Origin of the sequence: Paenibacillus sp. FSL H7-0703 (assembly GCF_038003485.1) — a bacterium.
Taxonomy (GTDB): domain Bacteria; phylum Bacillota; class Bacilli; order Paenibacillales; family Paenibacillaceae; genus Paenibacillus; species Paenibacillus polymyxa_B.
Genome location: NZ_JBBOPF010000001.1, coordinates 1,512,563 through 1,531,346, shown reverse-complemented (window position 1 = coordinate 1,531,346; position 18,784 = coordinate 1,512,563). Strand labels below are relative to the sequence as shown.

Here is an 18,784-nt window from a genome sequence, read left to right as displayed (position 1 = left end):
TCTGGAATAAAGCTTACGATGGGGTGGAAATCCGGGGATCATAATACATACAGGAGAGAATATATGAATATTAGACTACTTAATTCAAATGAAAAATATCCAATAGAACTCTTGTTACTAGCTGATCCTTCGCACCAACTTGTTGAGGAATACTTAAAAAGAGGGCAGTGTTTTGTAGCAGAGATTGACCAACATATTGTTGGAGTCTATGTTCTTTTACCTACAAGACCTGAAACAGTTGAGTTAGTGAATATAGCAGTATCAGAAGATATGCATGGTAAAGGAATAGGCAGACAATTAGTAACACATGCAATTGAAACAGCCAAGACACAAGGTTATAAAACGATGGAAATGGGCACAGGAAACTCTAGCATTGGGCAGTTAGCTCTCTACCAAAAATGTGGGTTCAGAATTGTTGGTGTAGATCTAGATTTCTTTGTCAGACACAATTATCTAGAAGAAATTTATGAGAATGGCATACAGTGTAGAGATATGATTCGTATGTCTCAGGATTTATAGAGCTTAATTTCTTTGCAAACCCTTCAAAGGTATCTTAAGTAAGGTTCTGAAAGGTATATGATATTGTGCCAAAAGATGGTACAATAAATTGCGGAAAGGCTATACAATCATTGGATTGCAATAGTCCTTTTTTAATAAGTTGATATCCTACTAAGTTCCTGATAAGGGGTGGTTACTTTGTACAACACAACAACCACGATACTCACAGAGATAACAAAACATATGAAAGATAATGATTTAATACTAAGTGATTTAGCTAGAGAGGCAGAAATGAATCCGGGCACCATGAGCAGTATTATTAATGGGAACCGCACTCTTTCAGTGGATCAGCTAGACCGAATTACAAAAGCAATGGGGCATCCCGTTGGTTATTACTATGAACGCTATGTGTCTGAGTATTTAGCAGAGGCTAATCCGAATTGGCGTCGAATGAGTCCTTTTATACATAATTGTGCGAAATTAAACAAGCTGGACTGCATTCATGATGTGGTCAATCTTTTGATGGATAAGTTGGGCTATTCAGAATCCTTATTTGAGCTTGCTGAAGAGCTGTTTAAAGAAGAATGTTATGAAGCGGCAACTATTCTGTACGAGAATGTAGCTATGAGTGAGAAAAAACAGTATTCGGAACGTTTAGCAATTTGCCAATATCGACTGTTCCAAACGAGGCAAGGAGATAATCAAGAAAAAAATTATGATGCGGTTGTTCAATTTGAGGCTTACGTGGAACGTTTGGATGAAGCGGACCAGTTAGATGCGTTAAGAGATTTAGTAAATACTTGTCGTTCATTGCGAAAGTGGGATAAGGCAAATAACTTTGCTACGGCTTTGGGCAATAAAGCTGAAATACAATATAAAATTGACCAGCAGCATACAAAGAGTGAGCAAACAAAGAAGCCTTTTTATCCTCCATTTGTTTATTGGGCATTTTCGCATTTAATTCGTGCTGAAATTTGTGATGCTAATAAAGATTATGAGACAGCGCTTCAGCATATTCAAAAGTATGCCGATTTAAGCTGGGTAGAAGAAAAAGATGATACAACTTTAAAATGGAAAAATCAATTTAAAGAATGGGCCGACGCCAATACTTATGTGAATAGGCTTATGTCTGGCGATGTAAGCGTACTCTCTGATTATGTTGCTTATTTTTCTTCGAAGGAAGATGAAATACTTCCCGCAATAGATAACATAATCGAGGCGGCTAATCGATACAATATAAATGTAGATCATATACTTGCATTGTTTGAAGTAGAAATTCAATCTTTTTTGTATGAACAAAATCGAGTAGGCGTATATACTCAACAAATTATTTTAGAACGTTTTACTCATTTCTCCAATGAATTAGCAAAATACTATTTGAATAAAGGGATATATCCAGAAGGGTTTCGTTTTTTGTTGAGTTGTTTGGAAAAATCTACAGCTATTAATAATAAATCATATATAATCAAATGTGTAAGACTCTATGAGTCCTATCAAGAGTATGCATCACCTGAAACAAAGACAGCTTATAGAAATTTGATTAAAGAGGTGGAGGAAGATGAAGCATAAAATTGTTCTAACCATATTGGTGACTAGCTTTCTATTAATGACGATAGTGGTTGCTCCTTTCCAATATCAAGAGTTTGGGTCTAGATACGAACCAACAGGGCACCACGGGGGAATCTAAGAATAAAAAGTCTCTAGTATAAGGCACAGTAGAACCTAAAAAATTACTATTATTAAGTGGTTAGACGGAATCATCCGTCTAGCCTTTTTATTGCGTCTTGCTGTATATAAGCAATATGAGGAAATCTTCTTTTGAGAAATATATGTAAAAAGTGCAAAAATGTTATGTGTGCTGTTGTAAACAACTGAAGGGTATATGACTTTGTTCCAAAAGACAATGATGGGCTAAAGTAATTCTTACTAACTGTTTCTCATTACATGGTTTAATTATGTATCATATGCCGAGTCTATGTTGAAAGGGTGGTTTATCTATGGAGATCACACCTACGATTAGAGCAGAAGTTCAAACCTATCTGATACGAAAAAGCTTAACCATGACCGAGTTTGGTCATATTATTGATTTGAATGTAGGAACAGTTAGTGGCATTGTGACGGGCAACCGACCTATTTCTGTTCACCAGCTAGATCGTATCACTATGGGTATGAATTTGCCACCGGATTATTTTTATGAACGTTATATTGATGAATGTATTGAAGAAGAACCGCTCAACTGGCGAAGAATCAGCCCTTTTTTGTACCGATGTGTGGAGTTAGGACGACTTGATTGCTTGCGAAGAGTTGTAGGTATGTTGCTAGATAATCCTGTTTATCTTCCTTCACTTTTTGAAGTAGCCGAGGATTCTTTTAAAAAAGGTAATACTGAAGCAGCGGCGTTCCTTTATGAAAACGTGTCAGAAGGGGAAAAGTATCAGTATTCAGAACGATTGGCGGTTTGCCAGTATCGATTGTTTACGATTCGTATTGGAGACGATCAAGAGAAAAACTATGATGCAGCCATTCAATTTGAGCCTTACGTTGATCGATTAGATGAGATAGATCAGTTAGAGGCGTTAAAAGACTTGGCGAATACATACCGCTCGTTACGAAAATGGGACAAATTAGAATTATTCGCTAAAGCTCTTGGAGATAAGGCTAAAATTCAATACAATTTGGAACAAAAACGGCATCATATGAATAAAGACAATTCGAAGAAACCCAAATTTCCTTTGTTTGCGTATTGGGCATTCTCGCATTTACTTCGGGCAGAAGCTTGTGAAGGAAGGAAAGACTACGAGCAAGCACTTCAGCATACTTATGCTTACACCGATTTGAGTTGGGTGAACGCTACAGATGAAACTGCTTTGAAGTGGAAGAGGCAATATGAAGACTGGGCAGTAGTAAATACGTATGCAAATAAGCTTCTTTCTGGCGATAAGAGCGTTCTAACTGATTATGTAGCTTATATTTCTTCAAAAAAAGATGAAATTCTTCCCGCACTTGATAATATGCTTGAAGCGGCAAATCGATATCATTTTGATGTAGATGATATTTTAATACAATTTGAAGGAGAAATTATTTCCTTTCTGGATCGAAAAAAAGTGGAAGGTTTGTATACTCAACGCTTCATAACGGAGCGATATACTGATTTCTCAAGAGAATTAGCAATCTATCTTTTGCGTAAAGGGAAGTTTTCAGACGGTTTTACATTTTTGTTCAGCTGTTTGGAAAGATCCGCTGAAGTTAATAATAAAATACAAGCAATTAGATGTATGAGGTTGTTTACGTATTTTAAAGAACATGCATCTGCTCACACGAGGGCAGTCTACGGAAATCTAATTAAAGTGGTTAATGAAGATGAAGAGTAAGTTGATTCCACCCTCCTAGTATCCAGTTTTATGTCAGTAGCATTAGTAATTATGATCCAACTGGACAATATGGAGGAATGTTGGAATAAAATAGTCTCAATTTTAAGATCACAATAGACCTAGAAAATTAACTATGATCAAGAGGTTAGATGGAATTATACGTCTAGCCTTTTTCATATCGTTTGTTTTGCTCTATATAAATAAGCTTCTAGAAGTGACTTAGCTTGGACTTTTATCTGTCAAATGCTTATTCGATCATTGGAAGATTATATAATGTGGTTAGTAGTATTTAAATAACAAGGCATATTGCCTATTCCCTTCATTTCCCTTATGATAATTGCACTACTACCAAAGAAGGAGATACATATGAAGAAAGCTATTCTACTATTATTAATGTTTGTTATTTTAATTCCATCACAAGTATTGGCAGCAACATCTACAAAAGCAATGTCAACAAGTGAAATCGAAAAAATATACTTTGAGAATTACAAAGATCGTGTGAAGGAAATTAAAATTGCACAAAAAAAACTTAATGCTGTTCTGGGGGCAGAAGTTCGTGAACTAGCTCAGAGATTAAACCAAGCATCTGCGCGCTATAAAAACGAAGTGAAAAATAAATCTAGTAAAGTGGTAATAGCTCAAGCCAAGGCTGATTGTGATAAATTAAAGAAGCAGCTCGGCGTGGCTAAGGTGGAACTAAATAAAACAGTTAAAAATTATAAAAAAGAAAGCGAACAAGCATTAAAGGATATTGCAAATCAGAAAGCAGAGCTTATAAAATTCATTAAGAATCACACAGCAGGAAAAGATAAACTTACAGAGTCTCAATTTAGCAAGCAAGTTAATGGAGGTATTATGTCGATTGACGGCTCATTTACTGGCATTTTAAAAATGTTGACGGAAGCTGAATAATGGTGAGTAAAGGCAGCAGGTATCACCTGTTGTCTTTTTAATTTAGGCTTAGAATGGAAGTCCTTGTTGGAGACTTTGGATTGCTGTGAAATGGGGACAAAGAGGATATATGGATATGGATGAAATAAATTTGTTCATTTTTATATAATGAAGTACGATTAGCGAGGAGAAAAATGTATGAATCGTAAGTTTTTTATCATGGCTTTGATAAGAGGTATTTTCGGGTATTTCCCTTGTGGGCTGGGAGTTGCAGTATTATTGGAGGCTTATAGCAGATATAGTCTAAGAGGTTTTTTAATTGGAGCTACATTTTTCCTTATCGGGGGATTAGTGCTTTACTTCACAAGACGCTATGAATCATCAGATTGGTTACTTTAGATAAAGCAAATATTACATTAGAAGGAGTATATGATGTTATCACCAAAACAAGAAGAGAGCCTTAGTAAATTTATGAGTAAAATTCTTAGGCATACACCAGAACAGTTTGGAATTAAGTTGGATCATGAAGGTTATTGCCACGTGCAAGACTTAATTTCAGCCATTAAATCAGAGAATAGATGGTCGGATATAGGAGAAGCAGGAATTGATCAAGTCGTAACTAATTGTCCAAAGAAGCGATACCACATGGTAAATGGATACATACGAGCGAACTACGGGCACAGTACAGGAAGATTAGATTACAAAGAATCCATTCCGCCAACTGCTCTTTATCACGGAACAAATAGCAAAGTAGTTGATAAAATTATTACCGAGGGAATTAAACCAATGGGGAGAAAATATGTTCATCTATCTGAGACACTTGAATTTGCAACATTGGCAGGTAAGAGACGTGGTGAATTAGTCATTCTTAAAGTCGATACAGTAAAAGCGCTGGATAATAATGTGAAGTTCTATATCGCTAACAATGGTGTTTGGCTTGCCGATTTTGTGCCTCCACAATATTTTAAAAAAATTTAACACTGATATTTTCGTTTATATTAAAAAGTCAGTTGCATTACTTGAATCTGTTAGTGAATTATTATTTCTATAAAATTGGATGCTATCAAAAGAGTGAAGTCAAATAATTTACTTTGCCAGGCATTTATACAATACTTTTGACATAGTAAATCCGTTTATATCAGTCCATTTATCACATAAATATAAAAGGAAATTTCAGGATAACAGGTGGATATCCCTAAACATCTCCTTCTGATAAGATTATTTCCATCTAAATTAAAATGGACGTGATCAATTGGGGAGAATATTGGTTCCGCCTGATAAGCTAATGGAAGTGGCTGACCAGTTCTTGCATGGTAAACACGAAATGGAACGTATGTTAAATTTACTGAATGGAAGAATTGATTTTGTCCAACAAGGTTGGTCTGGCGCTACCCGAGAGAGGTTTTTTCAAGATTTTCAGGTCTCTAGACAATCCATGGGCGTGACGCTTGAACGACTTTCTACGGTTGCACAAGAACTCATTTTTATTTCAAAAAACTTTACACAGGTGGATGGAGAAAAAGTCGTACTGGATGTGCCGGGGAATGGTGTGCCTGTTAAAACGGCATCAAGCGGTGAAGGTTGGTTACATAAGATTTTTGAACAGATTGGACAAGCTGAGATCACCAAGGCTGAAGCTCAGATGGAAGCTAGCAAGCTTCAAGGAGAAATTCTGTGGGATACTGCTCAGGGAGCGAAAGGTGCTATTCAGGAAGATTTAACCTTGGGGATGCTGCCTGACAAAGACCGTGACTATGATCATCCAATGGCTGCTAAAGTAGGTGAAATTCTCGGCCACGTAGCTACGACCTTGCAGGGTGCTGGTGAGGTAATCGTTGGAACAGGTGGAGAAGGATTATCAGTTGCTGTTTCATCCACGGGAGTTGGTAGTATTATCGGAATACCTGGATTGATTGGCTCAGCAGCTTTAGCGGCACATGGAGGTACAACCGCAGTTAAAGGCGCAAGCGGAATAGGGAAGAGCTCAGCGGAATTGTGGCAGATGGCGAAAGGAGAAGGTGGAGGTTCATCTAATTCTACTCCATCTTCGGGAGCTAAGGCAGAAAAGGCTCCACATGTAATCGAGGGAACTCACAATAATAATATAGGGAGTATAATTAAGGAAGGAAATAAGACGAAATATACAAACCCTGCTGGCAATGAATTGACATGGGTTGATCAACATCCCAAAAATATTAACCGGGATATTGAGAACTTTATGAATAGCTCAGATGTAGGAAAGGCAACTGAAGCAAAAGTAGCTGGCTTTTTAAAAGAAGAACGGGAAGTCACTGGTTTTGGACAAAAAATTTTAAAGAAGATGGTCAATTTGCAGGTGATTTAGATGTAGTTACAAAAAATGAATTAATTGAGGTTAAGGCTTCAATCAAAGCAGTTAAAGAAGGACAACTTGAGAAAATGACAATTGCGACTGATAAGCTTTATTTTAATCCAGAATAGAAGAAAGTTATACTTTATATCGATAAGCCTTTGGGCAATCTATCTCAAAGTAATATAGAAAAATTAGATAATATCAAGAAGCTAGGAGTAACTGTTGTAAATTCCTTAGAGGAATTAAGAAAGGTGGTTAAGTGATGGGAAGTTCGGCTTTTATTTTAATAGAACGAGAAAAATATACACCTGAGAAATTACTGGGAGATGCAATCGTAGCTGCCTTTCATGCAGATGCTGGATTATATTTTGACAATGATAAAAAATATAAGAACGAACAGTTTTTTTCAACAACTCTAAATATATCTTATAACCCACTGGGTGCTGAAAATAACCAGCAGTTTATATTCTATATTGACGGAATTGATAATTACGAAATTAATTATGAGCATGATGAAGATATTAGTGGATTAGATTCAAGCTTGTCCTTGTATCAAGTAGGATGTATTGAAGATGTTTATGGTGTTGAAGAGCTGATTTTTCGATTTATATATGAATATCTCAAGCTAAATCCTACTGACTATTTTTGGATTCCTGATTACGATTGGGTCTACAGTTGGGAAGATATGCAGAAGTTCAGATCTCTGCCCTATGATCCAAACTGGTGCTATAAAAATCCTAAATCAATATAATTCACAACGATTAATGAATATCTATAAGCTTGCTCCTTTAACAGTAAAATGGGAGCAAGCTTTTTTCATAGTAATTTATCTGATAAAGAAGATAATTTGCATGCACCTAAGAATTAAGAGGCGGGTTTAAACAGGAGAGTCTTCAATCAGGCTACTAACTTAGCGATATGGGTAAAGTATACGGAAGGTGCGTGAATGTTATGAAGTATGATACATTCTTAAAATTATGGGAAGAACAAAATAGTCTAATGAGACTATTGTTCTGTGAAAATAAAGTGTTAGACTGAAAAACAAAGCATTAGACCGTGAAAAATAAAGTTGTAGAATGGCAGCCGGCATTAGCCAACGGGCAGGATAACGCAACCATTAGATGGACTTATGGTTCTCATATGATACAATTTATCCCAGAAGTATCTTCGCGGGTTCATGAAAAGCAGCGATGATGAACTAATAGGAGACCAACACAAAAAAGTGGTAGTTTTATGGATATGCAATAGTTTACTATAGGGTCTTATTCCTCGGTTCGTCTAACCGATTGTAACGGAGACTTCATGAAGTGCCTGGAGAGATGGAAATAAAAGTGTTGCCTGACAATGGACATAGCGGGACTGGAAGAGCGGAAGTGACAAAGCCCATAAGCGTAGGTCACAGCTCATAATACGAACGGAGAACTATTGCTTAACCAAGAAATTACTGGAAAGTGCGGAGGATAATTTGGATCGCAATTCGCTGGAATCGAGTGGAGATTCACTTCGCAGACAACTGGTGGCACTACGCGCCGAATGGAACTTGGTACTAAAAGGAGGGGCAGGACATATGCAAGAAGAACAGGAAATATTCGCGGGCGACGGATATAACAGGTCGTACGCAATGGCTACGGGTATGCCGATTTTGAATCTTAGGGGTAGCATACCGCGTGAAAGTAACGGCCAACTACCGTTTCCGTGGGTGACAACGGGCATCAGGATTGATAAAGAACAGATGTTGGAAACCGTTATGAAGCAAAAGACACTCGAGTATTTGTTTAATATGCAATTCAGTAAGGAGGAAATGACCGACCGCAATTTGGTTGTAGGCTGTTATGAATACAGGAATCCAAATGACAAGGAACAAATAATGCTATATGCGCTGGTTTCGTTGAAGGAATTTCTCGCGAGATACGGCGATGAACGGGCATTGGAGATTCTGATGCGAGTTGGCTGCACATACGAGAAGATTATGGAGGAATGTGATGAAGCCATTAAAGAACACTTTGCAGTGTTGCGCCGGTCACTTCATTTAAAGAATTTGAGGGACAAATATGATGTCGTTTACGAGTGGAGTGAAGAGGAAGGGGTAAAGACGTACATAAACAGATACACCAAATCGAGTTATAAGAAGATTAAAGCTAAATCATTCGAAGAGTTGACCAAACTCTATGATGAGCAACGGAAGAAGGATGCGAAGAAGACGTTCGCGACTCTGGAACCGTTAGAAGCATTTATGCAAGCATAAGAAAACCGCCCCTTTACGGGGCGGTTATTCAACATTTCATCGAACGAAGATTCGAGGAATATCCAGAGATAGAGAGGATTCTCGACAGTCGCATCGGAAAGTGCTGACCCGTACGCCAGATATGGTCGAATGGGGACTGATGGAAGACGTTGATCCAGCCGATTATTTCGGCAAAACCATAGAGGTAGAACGATTTAAGGCGATTGGAAGCCTAGCGATTCAGGGAGAATTTATCGCCTCGGTGTGTTTCTTACTGACGGCAATCCGATCGGCAGCACCGAAACGGTTGTAGATATCAACGGGGATGGCATGTTCTCGCTCCCCAGTGGCAAGCCGCTGCAGAGTATAAGTGGCAAGTCCTTCGAGGCGTGGCAGCGCGACTGGCTGGATCGGTACGGCGGATGACAAGAACCTCATCTTGTATCAAATAAACTTTATCAAAACAGCCAGTCTTATCGCATGAAATAATTTTGCACCACTTGTTACGCTAACAGAGAACGTTAGTTCAATAAACCAGCGGCAGTCTAGGACTTTATTTTCAGGTCCTTGACTGCCGCTAGTTTTATATTTGGGTCAGTCTAAAACTTATTATTCCAAGTCTGACGATTTAGCAATTCAGAATCAGCTTAGGACCAACAAATCCAGTCTAAATCTTTATTTTCATCGGACAACTATTAGAGAGGAGGGATTTAAGAATCAGAAATTTTTTATCATGGATTTGATAAGAGGTATTTTCGGTTATTTTCATTGTGGGCTGGGACTTGCAAAAATATTGGAGGCTTATAACAGATACAGTCTAAGAGGTTTTTTTAATTGGAGCTACATCTTTCCTTATCGGAGGTTTGGGGCTTTACTTCACAAGGCGCTATGAATCATCGGATAGGTTATTATAGATAGACAAATATTTTATTAAAGGAGTATACAATATTAACACCAAAACAAGAAGAGAGCCTCAGTAAGTTTATGAGTAAGATTCTGAGATATACACCAGAACAGTTTGGTTTGAGCTAGACCATGAGGGTTATTGTTACATTCAAGACCTGATTCAAGGGATAAGATCAGAGAATAGATGGGCCGATGTTAGTGAGTTGGGTATCAAGCAAGTAGTAAACTATTGTTCAAAGCAAAGATATGAGATTGTTAATGGGTACATAAGAGCTAATTATGGTCACAGTACAGACAGGTTAGATTATAAGGAGGCTACTCCACCAACCATTCTCTATCATGGTACAAACACAAAGGTAATCCATAATATTTTCAATGAAGGAATTAAGCCAATGGGTAGAAAGTATGTACATCTGTCGGAATCCCTTGAGTTTGCAATTTTAGCAGGCAAAAGACGTGGGGAACTAGTGATCCTCGAAGTAGACACAGAAAAGGCATTAGCCAATCAAGTAAAGTTTTATAAAGCCAATCATGGTGTTTGGCTTGCCGACCTTATATCCCCACAGTACTTAAAGAAGCTTGAATAAAGTGTAAACCTAGAACATTAACGATGATAAAGGGACTAGATGGAATGATTCGTCTAGTCTTTTTGATATAGCATGTTTTGCTATACATAAATAATCCTCCTATATTTTGAACGTATCCACGAGCGTCCACACTTACCCGCAAATGCCGCATAAAATATCCCGGGTAAACAAAGAGGAGGTGCATGTAATAACCATGATACACATGGAACCCGTACAAGTGGGTGAGCATACATTTATCGGAGTCGAAGTCAAACTGCCTAAAACAACGCTGCTGACTATCTCCAACTCCCGTGGTTACATCATGTGTGGTGCACTGGATGTTGGACTGCTCAATGAGCGGCTGGCGGATCGGAAAATTCTTGCTGCACGAGCTGTGGGGGTAAAAACGCTGAAAGAATTGTTGGAAGCGCCGATGGAATCGGTGACGACAGAAGCGGAGCAACTGGGGATTAAGCCAGGTATGCCAGGATACGAAGCATTATTGAAACTGGTGTAATGAAGCCTATGTGCACATGTTGTATAAAAGTAGAGGAACAAGAAACGAAAAAAACCGGACTTTTTGGCTCCGGTTTTTTTCTATAAAAAGTTTTATTCTATCGAGTAGAATCATTTGACTTATATACGAACTATATAACCTGCAAGAACAATTAATCGGCAAACAAATTAGTCAGGTTCTCGCTAAATGGTGCTTGCACAATTCCTTTTTCGGTAATGATGGCGGTAATGTACTCATGAGGTGTAACATCGAAAGCTGGGTTGTAGACTTTGATGCCCTGCGGGGCGGTCCTTTTACCAAAGCTTTCGGTAACTTCCTCCGCAGAACGCTCCTCGATTGGAATATCTGCGCCTGTTGCGGTCTGCAAATCAATGGTAGATAGTGGAGAAGCTACATAAAAAGGAATGCCATGCGCCTTCGCTAGCACAGCTAGACTGTATGTGCCGATTTTGTTGGCGACATCTCCATTAGCGGCGACTCTATCTGTGCCGACAATGACGGCCTGTACCCATCCTTTGGACATCACCATGCCCGCCATATTGTCGCAGAGCAGGGTGACATCAATGCCTGCCTGCTGAAGCTCGAAAGCGGTCAGCCGCGCACCTTGCAGCACAGGGCGGGTTTCGTCGGCAAATACTTTGAGGTGGATGCCGTTCTCCTGCGCAAGGTACATCGGCGCGAGCGCTGTTCCGTATTTGGCTGTCGCCAATCCGCCTGCATTGCAGTGAGTGAGTACGCCCATCCCGTCCTCGAACAGAGGTAAAGCATGGATGCCGATCTGGCGACATACTTCTTCATCCTCTGCCTGAATGGCTATGGCTTCACGCTCCAGCCCGGCATTCCAGTCTTCGACCTGGCCTCCGCCAGCTTCAACGATGAGTTCCCCGGCCCGCTTCTTCATGCGGTCCAGAGCCCAGAACAGGTTCACTGCAGTCGGCCGTGAAGTAGCCAAATGTCCGCACACGGCGTCTACATGCTGCAGCCACTCAGCAGCGTCGGTGCCGTCGTAGGCGGTAGCTCCTAGCACAACGCCGTAGGCCGCAGCCATCCCGATGGCAGGCGCACCGCGTACCTTCATGGCATGGATGCCGTCCCACACTTCCTCGGCCGTGAATAAATCCAGCATGACAATCGTTTCGGGCAGCAGACGTTGATCCAACATGGACAAATGGTTGCCTTTCCACACCAGCGAAGATAGAGCCTGACTGGACACTGCAGCTTTCCCAGAGGTTACGGGTGCCGAATCTTTCTTTTCACTCATATTCATTAAGCTCCTTTAGTTTGGGCAGCTGTTGCTGTCCGAACAATGTCTCCCAGTTCCCGAATCGAATGAAGCTCGCGATTGCGAAGAACCAAGGATTTACCGATAGATAACGCCAGACGTTCCGCAGCTTCCTTGATAGCAGGATCGGCAATGGTGTCGATATCTGCCACATGCGACAGGCTGATGATACGGCGAATCACTTTGCACCCTGCAAAACCAATCGTATCTTGCAGTACTTTCTGGAGATACAAGTCCTGATATCCCGCTGTACGTGCCATATGATCGGTGACATGCTCGTCCCACAGTTTACGGAACCTACCCTCAAACTGCTCCCATACCTGAATGGCAGTCTCCAGAAGCCAGTCACGTCTTTCCTTTAGAGCTTTCTCGCCAGAGGTCCATCCGGGCTGAGCTGCGTAGTTCAACAGCAGATTGGCGATCACCGCTCCGATATCAAAGCCCATAGGGCCGTAGTAGGCAAATTCAGGGTCAATGACTTTAGTCGATTCGGTCGTTACGAAAATGCTGCCAGTATGAAGGTCACCGTGCAGAAGCGCTTCGGTTCGTGTCAAAAACTTTTCTCGCAGCAAAGCCACTTCCAAGTGAAGCACTTGATCTGTACGTAGTGCCTGTGCTTCGTCTTCGATGTAGGCACCATAGTTGTTATTATCTGAGAACCGATACGGTTCATCCAGAATCAGATCTTCAGTTATTTTGCAGAGATCCGGGTTGATAAAGCGTTTAACCAGGTCTTTTTTATCCTGCTGATTCATGCCCAAATCTGAGGTGAAGAAGAGCGTGCGTGCCAGAAACTCCCCAATATGATTAGCGAAATATGGATAGGTGTTTCCTTCTATTAGTCCCTTGCGCATGATGGTGTGTGAGCTAAGATCCTCCATCACGGTCAACGCAAGCTCATCGTCATACGCCAGTACCGCAGGAACCAATTCGGGGCAAATGTGGTGTTCCTGCTGAAGTGCCTCACGTTCAATACGGGCACGATCCAGTGAAAGCGGCCAGGATTCACCCACAATTTTTACATAGGGAAGTGCCTGCTTGGCAATGATACTCTTGTTAGATTCAGAATCTGTAATATGAAAAACCAGATTTAAGTTACCATCACCGATTTCTCGGCATTCCAGACGGGCTTCCTGACTAAAAAATCCGGGGATGTTCTTCACGAATTCGATTGCTTCTTCAGTCGTTAAAGGATGATATTGGGACAACGAAGTCACCTCCATAAAATGTGCGCATGTAAATAGTTTGAAAAATATCACAATATTAAACCAAGTATTTTGATAGGATAGAGAAAGTATAACGAAAATCATTGAAGTTTTGTACATTTTTTTTATGGGGATTAAAAGAGGAAGAAAGGAGTACTCTTTTTTTGTTTCGTCTCCGTATAGAGAGGGTAAATATGAAACAGACGTCCGGCAGGTGATATTAGGATGCCCGCTGGCGTCTTACCGTCAGCAATGACGGTGATGGATACGTAAACGTTCCTGAAAATCAATTTGATGAAAAAGGAAGGGATTTATGATGGCTAAAACAACAAGTAACTCGAAAAATACGCAAACCAAATCGGTGGAGGAACTTTTAAACCGTCAAGTCGCTAACCTCAATGTGTTATATGTAAAAATTCATAACTATCACTGGTATGTGAAAGGCTCTAGTTTCTACACACTCCATGTTAAATTTGAAGAGTTATACAATGAAGTGACATTGAAAATGGATGAGATCGCCGAGCGTTTGCTCGCGTTGAAAGGTTCTCCTTCCGCAACGTTGAAGGAATACCTGGAGCTGTCGTCGATTCAGGAAGCAACCGGCAACGAAGATGCACCTAAGATGGTACAAACCTTGATCGAGGATTTTGCAACTGTATGCGAGGAGTTTCAGGAAGGTATCGAACTGGCGGAAAGCAATTCCGACCAGCCAACTGCAGATTTGCTGATTGGTTATAAAGCGGATCTGGAGAAACATATGTGGATGCTTCGCTCTTACTTGGGCTAATTGGCCGAATTTCGCTCCATCACTCAATGCCTAGTTCGGTGAATTTAATTCCACTGTCATGGTGATGGGGTTACGCTCTGAAATAAACTCTCTACATGTAAAACGCTACTGACGTCATGCTGTCAGTAGCGTTTTTATGGCTGGAAAGAGATCATGCATCCCATGTTTTTTGTACAAATTTATAATTATATGAACAACCACAGGATGAATTTTGCTATTTGTGTGCCTGGTAGGGTGAACATTTTATGAAGAAAGTTGGATAACGTGTGTCTGTTGGTTGCACCCTTCAAGATATTTATTATAAAATAACTTGAGAATCATTGAGAATCAGTTTAGAATGATTATAAATAAATTTTTAAATATTACTTGAAATCAGGGGGCTCCCCTGTTTAAATATACTTTCTGATTTCGACACCACACTACATTTTTTGGAGGGTATTGCGAATATGGCTACAAACTTTAAGATTGAAGGTCTCAAGGCGACCATTGAAGGCAAGGAAATTTTGAAAGGTATTAACCTCGAAATGAAGGGCGGAGAAATCCATGCCATCATGGGTCCTAACGGTACGGGTAAAAGTACACTTGCGTCTGCTTTGATGGGTCATCCTAAATATGAAGTCACAGATGGTAAAGTAACTTTGGATGGAGAAGACGTGCTGGATATGGAAGTGGATGAGCGTGCACGTGCAGGATTGTTCTTGGCGATGCAGTATCCGAGTGAAATTGCAGGGGTAACGAACTCTGACTTTTTGCGTAGTGCAATCAACGCTCGCCGTGAAGAAGGACAAGAAATCTCCCTGATTAAGTTTATCCGTCAAATGGAAAGCAAAATGAAAGAGCTTGAAATGAACCCTGAGTTTGCTCACCGTTACCTGAACGAAGGCTTCTCTGGTGGTGAGAAAAAACGGAATGAAATTTTGCAAATGATGATGATTGATCCGAAAATTGTCATTCTTGATGAGATCGACTCCGGTCTGGATATCGATGCTTTGAGAATCGTGGCTAGCGGTGTCAACGCTATGCGTTCCGAAGACCGTGGCTTCCTCGTGATTACTCACTACCAACGTCTGTTAAACTACGTTAAACCAGATTATGTACATGTGATGATGCAAGGACGTATTGTTAAATCCGGTGGTCCTGAGCTTGCTGAGCGTCTGGAAGCGGACGGTTACGATTGGATCAAGGAAGAGCTGGGTATCGTTGATGAAACTGTAGGACAAGAGGCGTAAGCCGGAAGCGAGGAGGAAAACTAATGACTACACAAACAATCCTTCCGGTAGATTCCGAGCAACTGCGTGTTCTGTCCGAACGTAACGGCGAACCATCTTGGCTGGCCGAAGACAGACAAAAAGCACTTGAGCTTGCAGGCAAACTGGAGCTTCCGGTATTTGAAAAAACAAAAATCGAACGTTGGAAATTAAACGATTACGGTCAACATAAACAGAGCGAGGTCATTGCATCGGTAGGGCAGGTTCCTGCAGCCATTGCTGATCTGGTCAAAGAGCAACAGGAGGGCGGTCTGATTATTCAGCGCAACTCCGGCGCGGTATATGTGAAGCTGAGCGAGGAATTGGCGGCGCAAGGCGTCATTTTCACGGATTTACAAACAGCGGTTAAAGAGCATGCTGATTTGGTTAAAGCTCATCTGAACACAGTTATTAAGGCTGAAGAAAATTCATTGTCTGCATTGCATGCAGCACTCTGGAACGGTGGAGTATTTGCTTATGTGCCTAAAAATGTAGAACTGAACGTTCCGCTTCAAGCTGTATTCCTGACGGACGATGCGACTGCAACATTTGCACCGCATGTGCTGCTCATTGTTGAAAGCCACAGTTCCGTGACGTACGTAGACAACTATGTATCTGCGGATTTGGCGGCACCTGTTCTTCATAACGGTGCGGTAGAAGTTGTTGCAAATGCAGGAGCTAAAGTACGTTATGCGACAGTTCATCAGTTTGGGGAGCAAGTAACGGATATTTCGATTCGTCGTGCCACGTTGGGAAATGACGCAGCTATCGAATGGATTGTGGGCGAAATGAACAACGGTAATACAGCAAGCAATACCATGTCCGTGCTCAAAGGCAATGGCTCCAATTCGGATGCCAAGATCATTGCTGTAGGTTCCGGCTCACAAAAGCTGAACTATACGACACAAGCACAGCATTTTGGTAAAAATTCCGCCAGTCAGATGATTACGCGCGCAGTAATGCGTGAAGAAGCGTCTTCCATCATTAACGGAATTACAAAAATTGAAAAAGGTGCTACCAAAGCAGACGGTCAGCAAACAGAACGTGTTCTGATGCTCAGCCCGAAAGCGCGTGGTGACGCTAACCCGATCCTGCTGATTGATGAAGATGATGTAACGGCAGGTCACGCAGCATCGGTTGGTCAGGTAAACCGTGAACAAGTGTATTACTTGATGTCCCGCGGGATTAGCCGTGCAGAAGCTGAACGTCTGATTATTTATGGCTTCTTGGCACCTGTCGTATCTGAAATTCCGCTTGAAGGACTTCAACATCAGCTGCAAAGCCTTGTTGAAAGGAAGTTAGGCCAATGAATACTGCATTGATCCGTGAACAGTTCCCGATTTTACATCAGGAGATTAACGGTCATCCGCTGGTTTATTTGGATAATGCGGCCACTTCGCAAAAACCGCTGGCGGTCATCGAGGCGATCAAGCATTACTACGAATATGATAATTCAAATGTTCACCGTGGTGTGCATACCTTGGGTAGCCGCGCAACGGATGCTTATGAAGGTGCGCGGGAGAAGGTAGCCCGCTTTCTGAATGCAAAGCGCAGTCAGGAAATTATTTTTACAAGAGGAACAACAACGGCGCTGAATCTGGTCGCTTCTTCCTATGGCAGGGCTAATTGCCAGGCAGGTGATGAAATTGTCATCACACAAATGGAGCATCACAGTAATCTGATTCCGTGGCAACAGGTAGCCAAAGCCACAGGCGCGACTTTGAAATATATTCCACTTCAAGAGGATGGTAGCGTTGATCTTGCTGATGTGGAGAATACCATTACAGAGAACACGAAAATTGTAGCGATTGCGCATGTCTCCAATGTGCTTGGTGTTGTGAACCCTGTCAAAGAGATTGCAGCTATTGCCCATCGCAAAGGCGCAGTCATCGTTATAGACGGTGCACAAAGCACACCACATATGAAAGTAGACGTGCAAGACATCGATGCTGACTTTTATGCCTTTTCGGGTCACAAAATGTGTGCTCCTACTGGGATCGGAGCACTGTACGGCAAGAAGGCGCTGCTGGAGGATATGGAGCCCATTGAGTTCGGCGGGGAAATGATCGACGATGTGGGATTGTATGAATCCACATGGAAGGAGCTGCCTTGGAAATTCGAAGGTGGAACTCCGATTATCGCCGGAGCTGTTGGCTTGGGAGCTGCCATTGATTTTCTGGAAAGCATCGGACTGGACGCCATTGCGCAGCATGAAAGCCGTCTGTCCAACTATGCCCTCAAACGTCTCCGTGAAGTGGAGGGATTGACGATTTACGGACCTGCAGAACGTCATGTCGGGCTCGTAACCTTTAACCTGGATGATGTGCATCCGCATGATGTAGCTACTGTACTGGATAGCAAAGGGGTAGCTATACGTGCGGGGCATCATTGCTGCCAGCCGTTAATGCGCTGGCTGAAAGCCAGTGCAACTGCACGTGCTAGCTTTTATCTCTATAACACGGAAGAAGAAGTCGACGCTCTGGTCAGCGCCTTAATCCAAACAAAGGAGTATTTTGGCGATGCAACTTGATGACTTGTACCGACGCGTGATTATGGATCATTATAAAAATCCGCGCAATCGCGGACGTTTTGAGGACGATGCCGTTACGGTGGATTTGAATAATCCTACGTGTGGTGACCGAATTTCCCTTCAACTCAAAACGAAAGACGGCGTGGTCGAAGATGCCCGTTTTACTGGCGAAGGCTGCTCGATTAGTATGTCCTCAGCTTCGATGATGACAGAAGCAGTCAAAGGAAAAACGATTGATCAGGCACTGGATATGGCGAGCCGCTTCTCTTCTTTAATGAAGGGAGAAGCCGTCGAATTTGATGATTATGAAGAATTGGAAGCTTTGTCAGGCGTAAATAAGTTCCCGGCCCGCATCAAATGTGCGACATTGGCTTGGAACGCGCTGCGCAAAGGGATTGATGAAGATAAATAATTTAAATAGAACAGAG

The 18,784-nt window shown here is 41.5% G+C and carries 18 protein-coding genes and 1 pseudogene; 17 read left to right on the top strand and 2 right to left on the bottom strand.

Annotation, left to right across the window (positions count from 1 at the left end; all coding sequences use genetic code 11):
- The first annotated feature begins 63 nt into the window (after positions 1-63).
- The 12 genes and pseudogenes from MHB46_RS06365 to MHB46_RS06310 all read left to right on the top strand — a co-directional run bounded on the left by MHB46_RS06365 (position 64) and on the right by MHB46_RS06310 (position 11,305).
- Positions 64-519, top strand: coding sequence for a GNAT family N-acetyltransferase (locus tag MHB46_RS06365; RefSeq protein ID WP_341161871.1), 456 nt, complete (start codon positions 64-66; stop codon positions 517-519).
- A gap of 222 nt (positions 520-741) precedes the next feature.
- Positions 742-2,067 carry a helix-turn-helix domain-containing protein gene (locus MHB46_RS06360; RefSeq protein ID WP_445667608.1) on the top strand — a complete coding sequence of 442 codons (1,326 nt, stop codon included), beginning with the start codon at positions 742-744 and terminating at the stop codon, positions 2,065-2,067.
- 428 nt (positions 2,068-2,495) lie between these two features.
- Entirely contained in the window at positions 2,496-3,869 is a 1,374-nt protein-coding gene (locus tag MHB46_RS06355) for a helix-turn-helix transcriptional regulator (protein ID WP_341161869.1), read from the top strand.
- 366 nt (positions 3,870-4,235) lie between these two features.
- Positions 4,236-4,781: a hypothetical protein gene (locus tag MHB46_RS06350; protein ID WP_341161868.1), complete on the top strand. Its 546-nt coding sequence runs from the start codon at positions 4,236-4,238 to the stop codon at positions 4,779-4,781.
- A 177-nt stretch (positions 4,782-4,958) separates the two neighbouring features.
- Positions 4,959-5,159 carry a hypothetical protein gene (locus MHB46_RS06345; RefSeq protein WP_028542918.1) on the top strand — a complete coding sequence of 67 codons (201 nt, stop codon included), beginning with the start codon at positions 4,959-4,961 and terminating at the stop codon, positions 5,157-5,159.
- Positions 5,160-5,192: 33 nt separating this feature from the next.
- Entirely contained in the window at positions 5,193-5,738 is a 546-nt protein-coding gene (locus MHB46_RS06340; RefSeq protein WP_341163689.1) for an RNA 2'-phosphotransferase, read from the top strand.
- A gap of 274 nt (positions 5,739-6,012) precedes the next feature.
- Complete coding sequence (locus MHB46_RS06335) at positions 6,013-7,104, top strand: WXG100 family type VII secretion target (RefSeq protein WP_445667584.1); 1,092 nt, start codon at positions 6,013-6,015, stop codon at positions 7,102-7,104.
- A 250-nt stretch (positions 7,105-7,354) separates the two neighbouring features.
- Complete coding sequence (locus MHB46_RS06330; protein WP_250267935.1) at positions 7,355-7,843, top strand: hypothetical protein; 489 nt, start codon at positions 7,355-7,357, stop codon at positions 7,841-7,843.
- Positions 7,844-8,557: 714 nt separating this feature from the next.
- Complete coding sequence (locus MHB46_RS06325; RefSeq protein ID WP_341161866.1) at positions 8,558-9,337, top strand: hypothetical protein; 780 nt, start codon at positions 8,558-8,560, stop codon at positions 9,335-9,337.
- A gap of 100 nt (positions 9,338-9,437) precedes the next feature.
- Positions 9,438-9,629 (top strand): hypothetical protein, encoded by a 192-nt coding sequence (locus MHB46_RS06320; RefSeq protein ID WP_155729773.1) that lies wholly within the window; start codon positions 9,438-9,440, stop codon positions 9,627-9,629.
- Positions 9,630-10,261: 632 nt separating this feature from the next.
- A pseudogene (locus MHB46_RS06315) lies at positions 10,262-10,809 on the top strand (RNA 2'-phosphotransferase).
- Between the two features lie 193 nt (positions 10,810-11,002).
- On the top strand, positions 11,003-11,305 hold the full coding sequence (locus MHB46_RS06310) for a YunC family protein (RefSeq protein ID WP_061831876.1): 303 nt from the start codon (positions 11,003-11,005) through the stop codon (positions 11,303-11,305).
- Positions 11,306-11,456: 151 nt separating this feature from the next.
- Here MHB46_RS06310 and mtnA read toward each other — a convergent pair whose 3' ends face one another.
- On the bottom strand, positions 11,457-12,566 hold the full coding sequence (gene mtnA / locus MHB46_RS06305) for an S-methyl-5-thioribose-1-phosphate isomerase (protein ID WP_341161865.1): 1,110 nt from the start codon (positions 12,564-12,566) through the stop codon (positions 11,457-11,459).
- A 5-nt stretch (positions 12,567-12,571) separates the two neighbouring features.
- Positions 12,572-13,795, bottom strand: coding sequence for an S-methyl-5-thioribose kinase (mtnK, locus tag MHB46_RS06300; RefSeq protein WP_341161864.1), 1,224 nt, complete (start codon positions 13,793-13,795; stop codon positions 12,572-12,574).
- 313 nt (positions 13,796-14,108) lie between these two features.
- Between mtnK and MHB46_RS06295 the strand changes: the two genes are divergently transcribed.
- The 5 genes from MHB46_RS06295 to sufU all read left to right on the top strand — a co-directional run bounded on the left by MHB46_RS06295 (position 14,109) and on the right by sufU (position 18,768).
- On the top strand, positions 14,109-14,579 hold the full coding sequence (locus MHB46_RS06295) for a Dps family protein (protein WP_013309551.1): 471 nt from the start codon (positions 14,109-14,111) through the stop codon (positions 14,577-14,579).
- A 446-nt stretch (positions 14,580-15,025) separates the two neighbouring features.
- Positions 15,026-15,808, top strand: a complete 783-nt coding sequence (gene sufC / locus MHB46_RS06290; RefSeq protein WP_061831684.1) for a Fe-S cluster assembly ATPase SufC — start codon at positions 15,026-15,028, stop codon at positions 15,806-15,808.
- A gap of 23 nt (positions 15,809-15,831) precedes the next feature.
- Positions 15,832-17,136: a Fe-S cluster assembly protein SufD gene (sufD, locus tag MHB46_RS06285; RefSeq protein WP_025719242.1), complete on the top strand. Its 1,305-nt coding sequence runs from the start codon at positions 15,832-15,834 to the stop codon at positions 17,134-17,136.
- A complete protein-coding gene (locus MHB46_RS06280; RefSeq protein WP_165176023.1) occupies positions 17,133-18,356 on the top strand; it encodes a cysteine desulfurase in 1,224 nt (407 codons plus the stop codon). The genes sufD and MHB46_RS06280 overlap by 4 nt, the downstream gene beginning before the upstream one ends.
- The gene (sufU, locus tag MHB46_RS06275) at positions 18,346-18,768 is read left to right on the top strand and encodes a Fe-S cluster assembly sulfur transfer protein SufU (RefSeq protein ID WP_013309555.1); all 423 of its coding nucleotides are present in this window, start codon (positions 18,346-18,348) and stop codon (positions 18,766-18,768) included. The genes MHB46_RS06280 and sufU overlap by 11 nt, the downstream gene beginning before the upstream one ends.
- Positions 18,769-18,784: the final 16 nt, after the last annotated feature.

Bases quoted from the DNA above. Each gene is read 5' to 3' on its own strand.
- MHB46_RS06345 (WP_028542918.1), top strand. From the start codon at position 4,959: ATGAATCGTAAGTTTTTTATCATGGCTTTGATAAGAGGTATTTTCGGG.
- MHB46_RS06340 (WP_341163689.1), top strand. From the start codon at position 5,193: ATGTTATCACCAAAACAAGAAGAGAGCCTTAGTAAATTTATGAGTAAA.
- MHB46_RS06280 (WP_165176023.1), top strand. From the start codon at position 17,133: ATGAATACTGCATTGATCCGTGAACAGTTCCCGATTTTACATCAGGAG.
- sufC (WP_061831684.1), top strand. From the start codon at position 15,026: ATGGCTACAAACTTTAAGATTGAAGGTCTCAAGGCGACCATTGAAGGC.
- MHB46_RS06350 (WP_341161868.1), top strand. From the start codon at position 4,236: ATGAAGAAAGCTATTCTACTATTATTAATGTTTGTTATTTTAATTCCA.
- MHB46_RS06365 (WP_341161871.1), top strand. From the start codon at position 64: ATGAATATTAGACTACTTAATTCAAATGAAAAATATCCAATAGAACTC.
- mtnA (WP_341161865.1), bottom strand. From the start codon at position 12,566: ATGAGTGAAAAGAAAGATTCGGCACCCGTAACCTCTGGGAAAGCTGCA.
- MHB46_RS06360 (WP_445667608.1), top strand. From the start codon at position 742: ATGAAAGATAATGATTTAATACTAAGTGATTTAGCTAGAGAGGCAGAA.
- MHB46_RS06310 (WP_061831876.1), top strand. From the start codon at position 11,003: ATGATACACATGGAACCCGTACAAGTGGGTGAGCATACATTTATCGGA.
- MHB46_RS06330 (WP_250267935.1), top strand. From the start codon at position 7,355: ATGGGAAGTTCGGCTTTTATTTTAATAGAACGAGAAAAATATACACCT.
- MHB46_RS06355 (WP_341161869.1), top strand. From the start codon at position 2,496: ATGGAGATCACACCTACGATTAGAGCAGAAGTTCAAACCTATCTGATA.
- MHB46_RS06295 (WP_013309551.1), top strand. From the start codon at position 14,109: ATGGCTAAAACAACAAGTAACTCGAAAAATACGCAAACCAAATCGGTG.
- sufU (WP_013309555.1), top strand. From the start codon at position 18,346: ATGCAACTTGATGACTTGTACCGACGCGTGATTATGGATCATTATAAA.
- sufD (WP_025719242.1), top strand. From the start codon at position 15,832: ATGACTACACAAACAATCCTTCCGGTAGATTCCGAGCAACTGCGTGTT.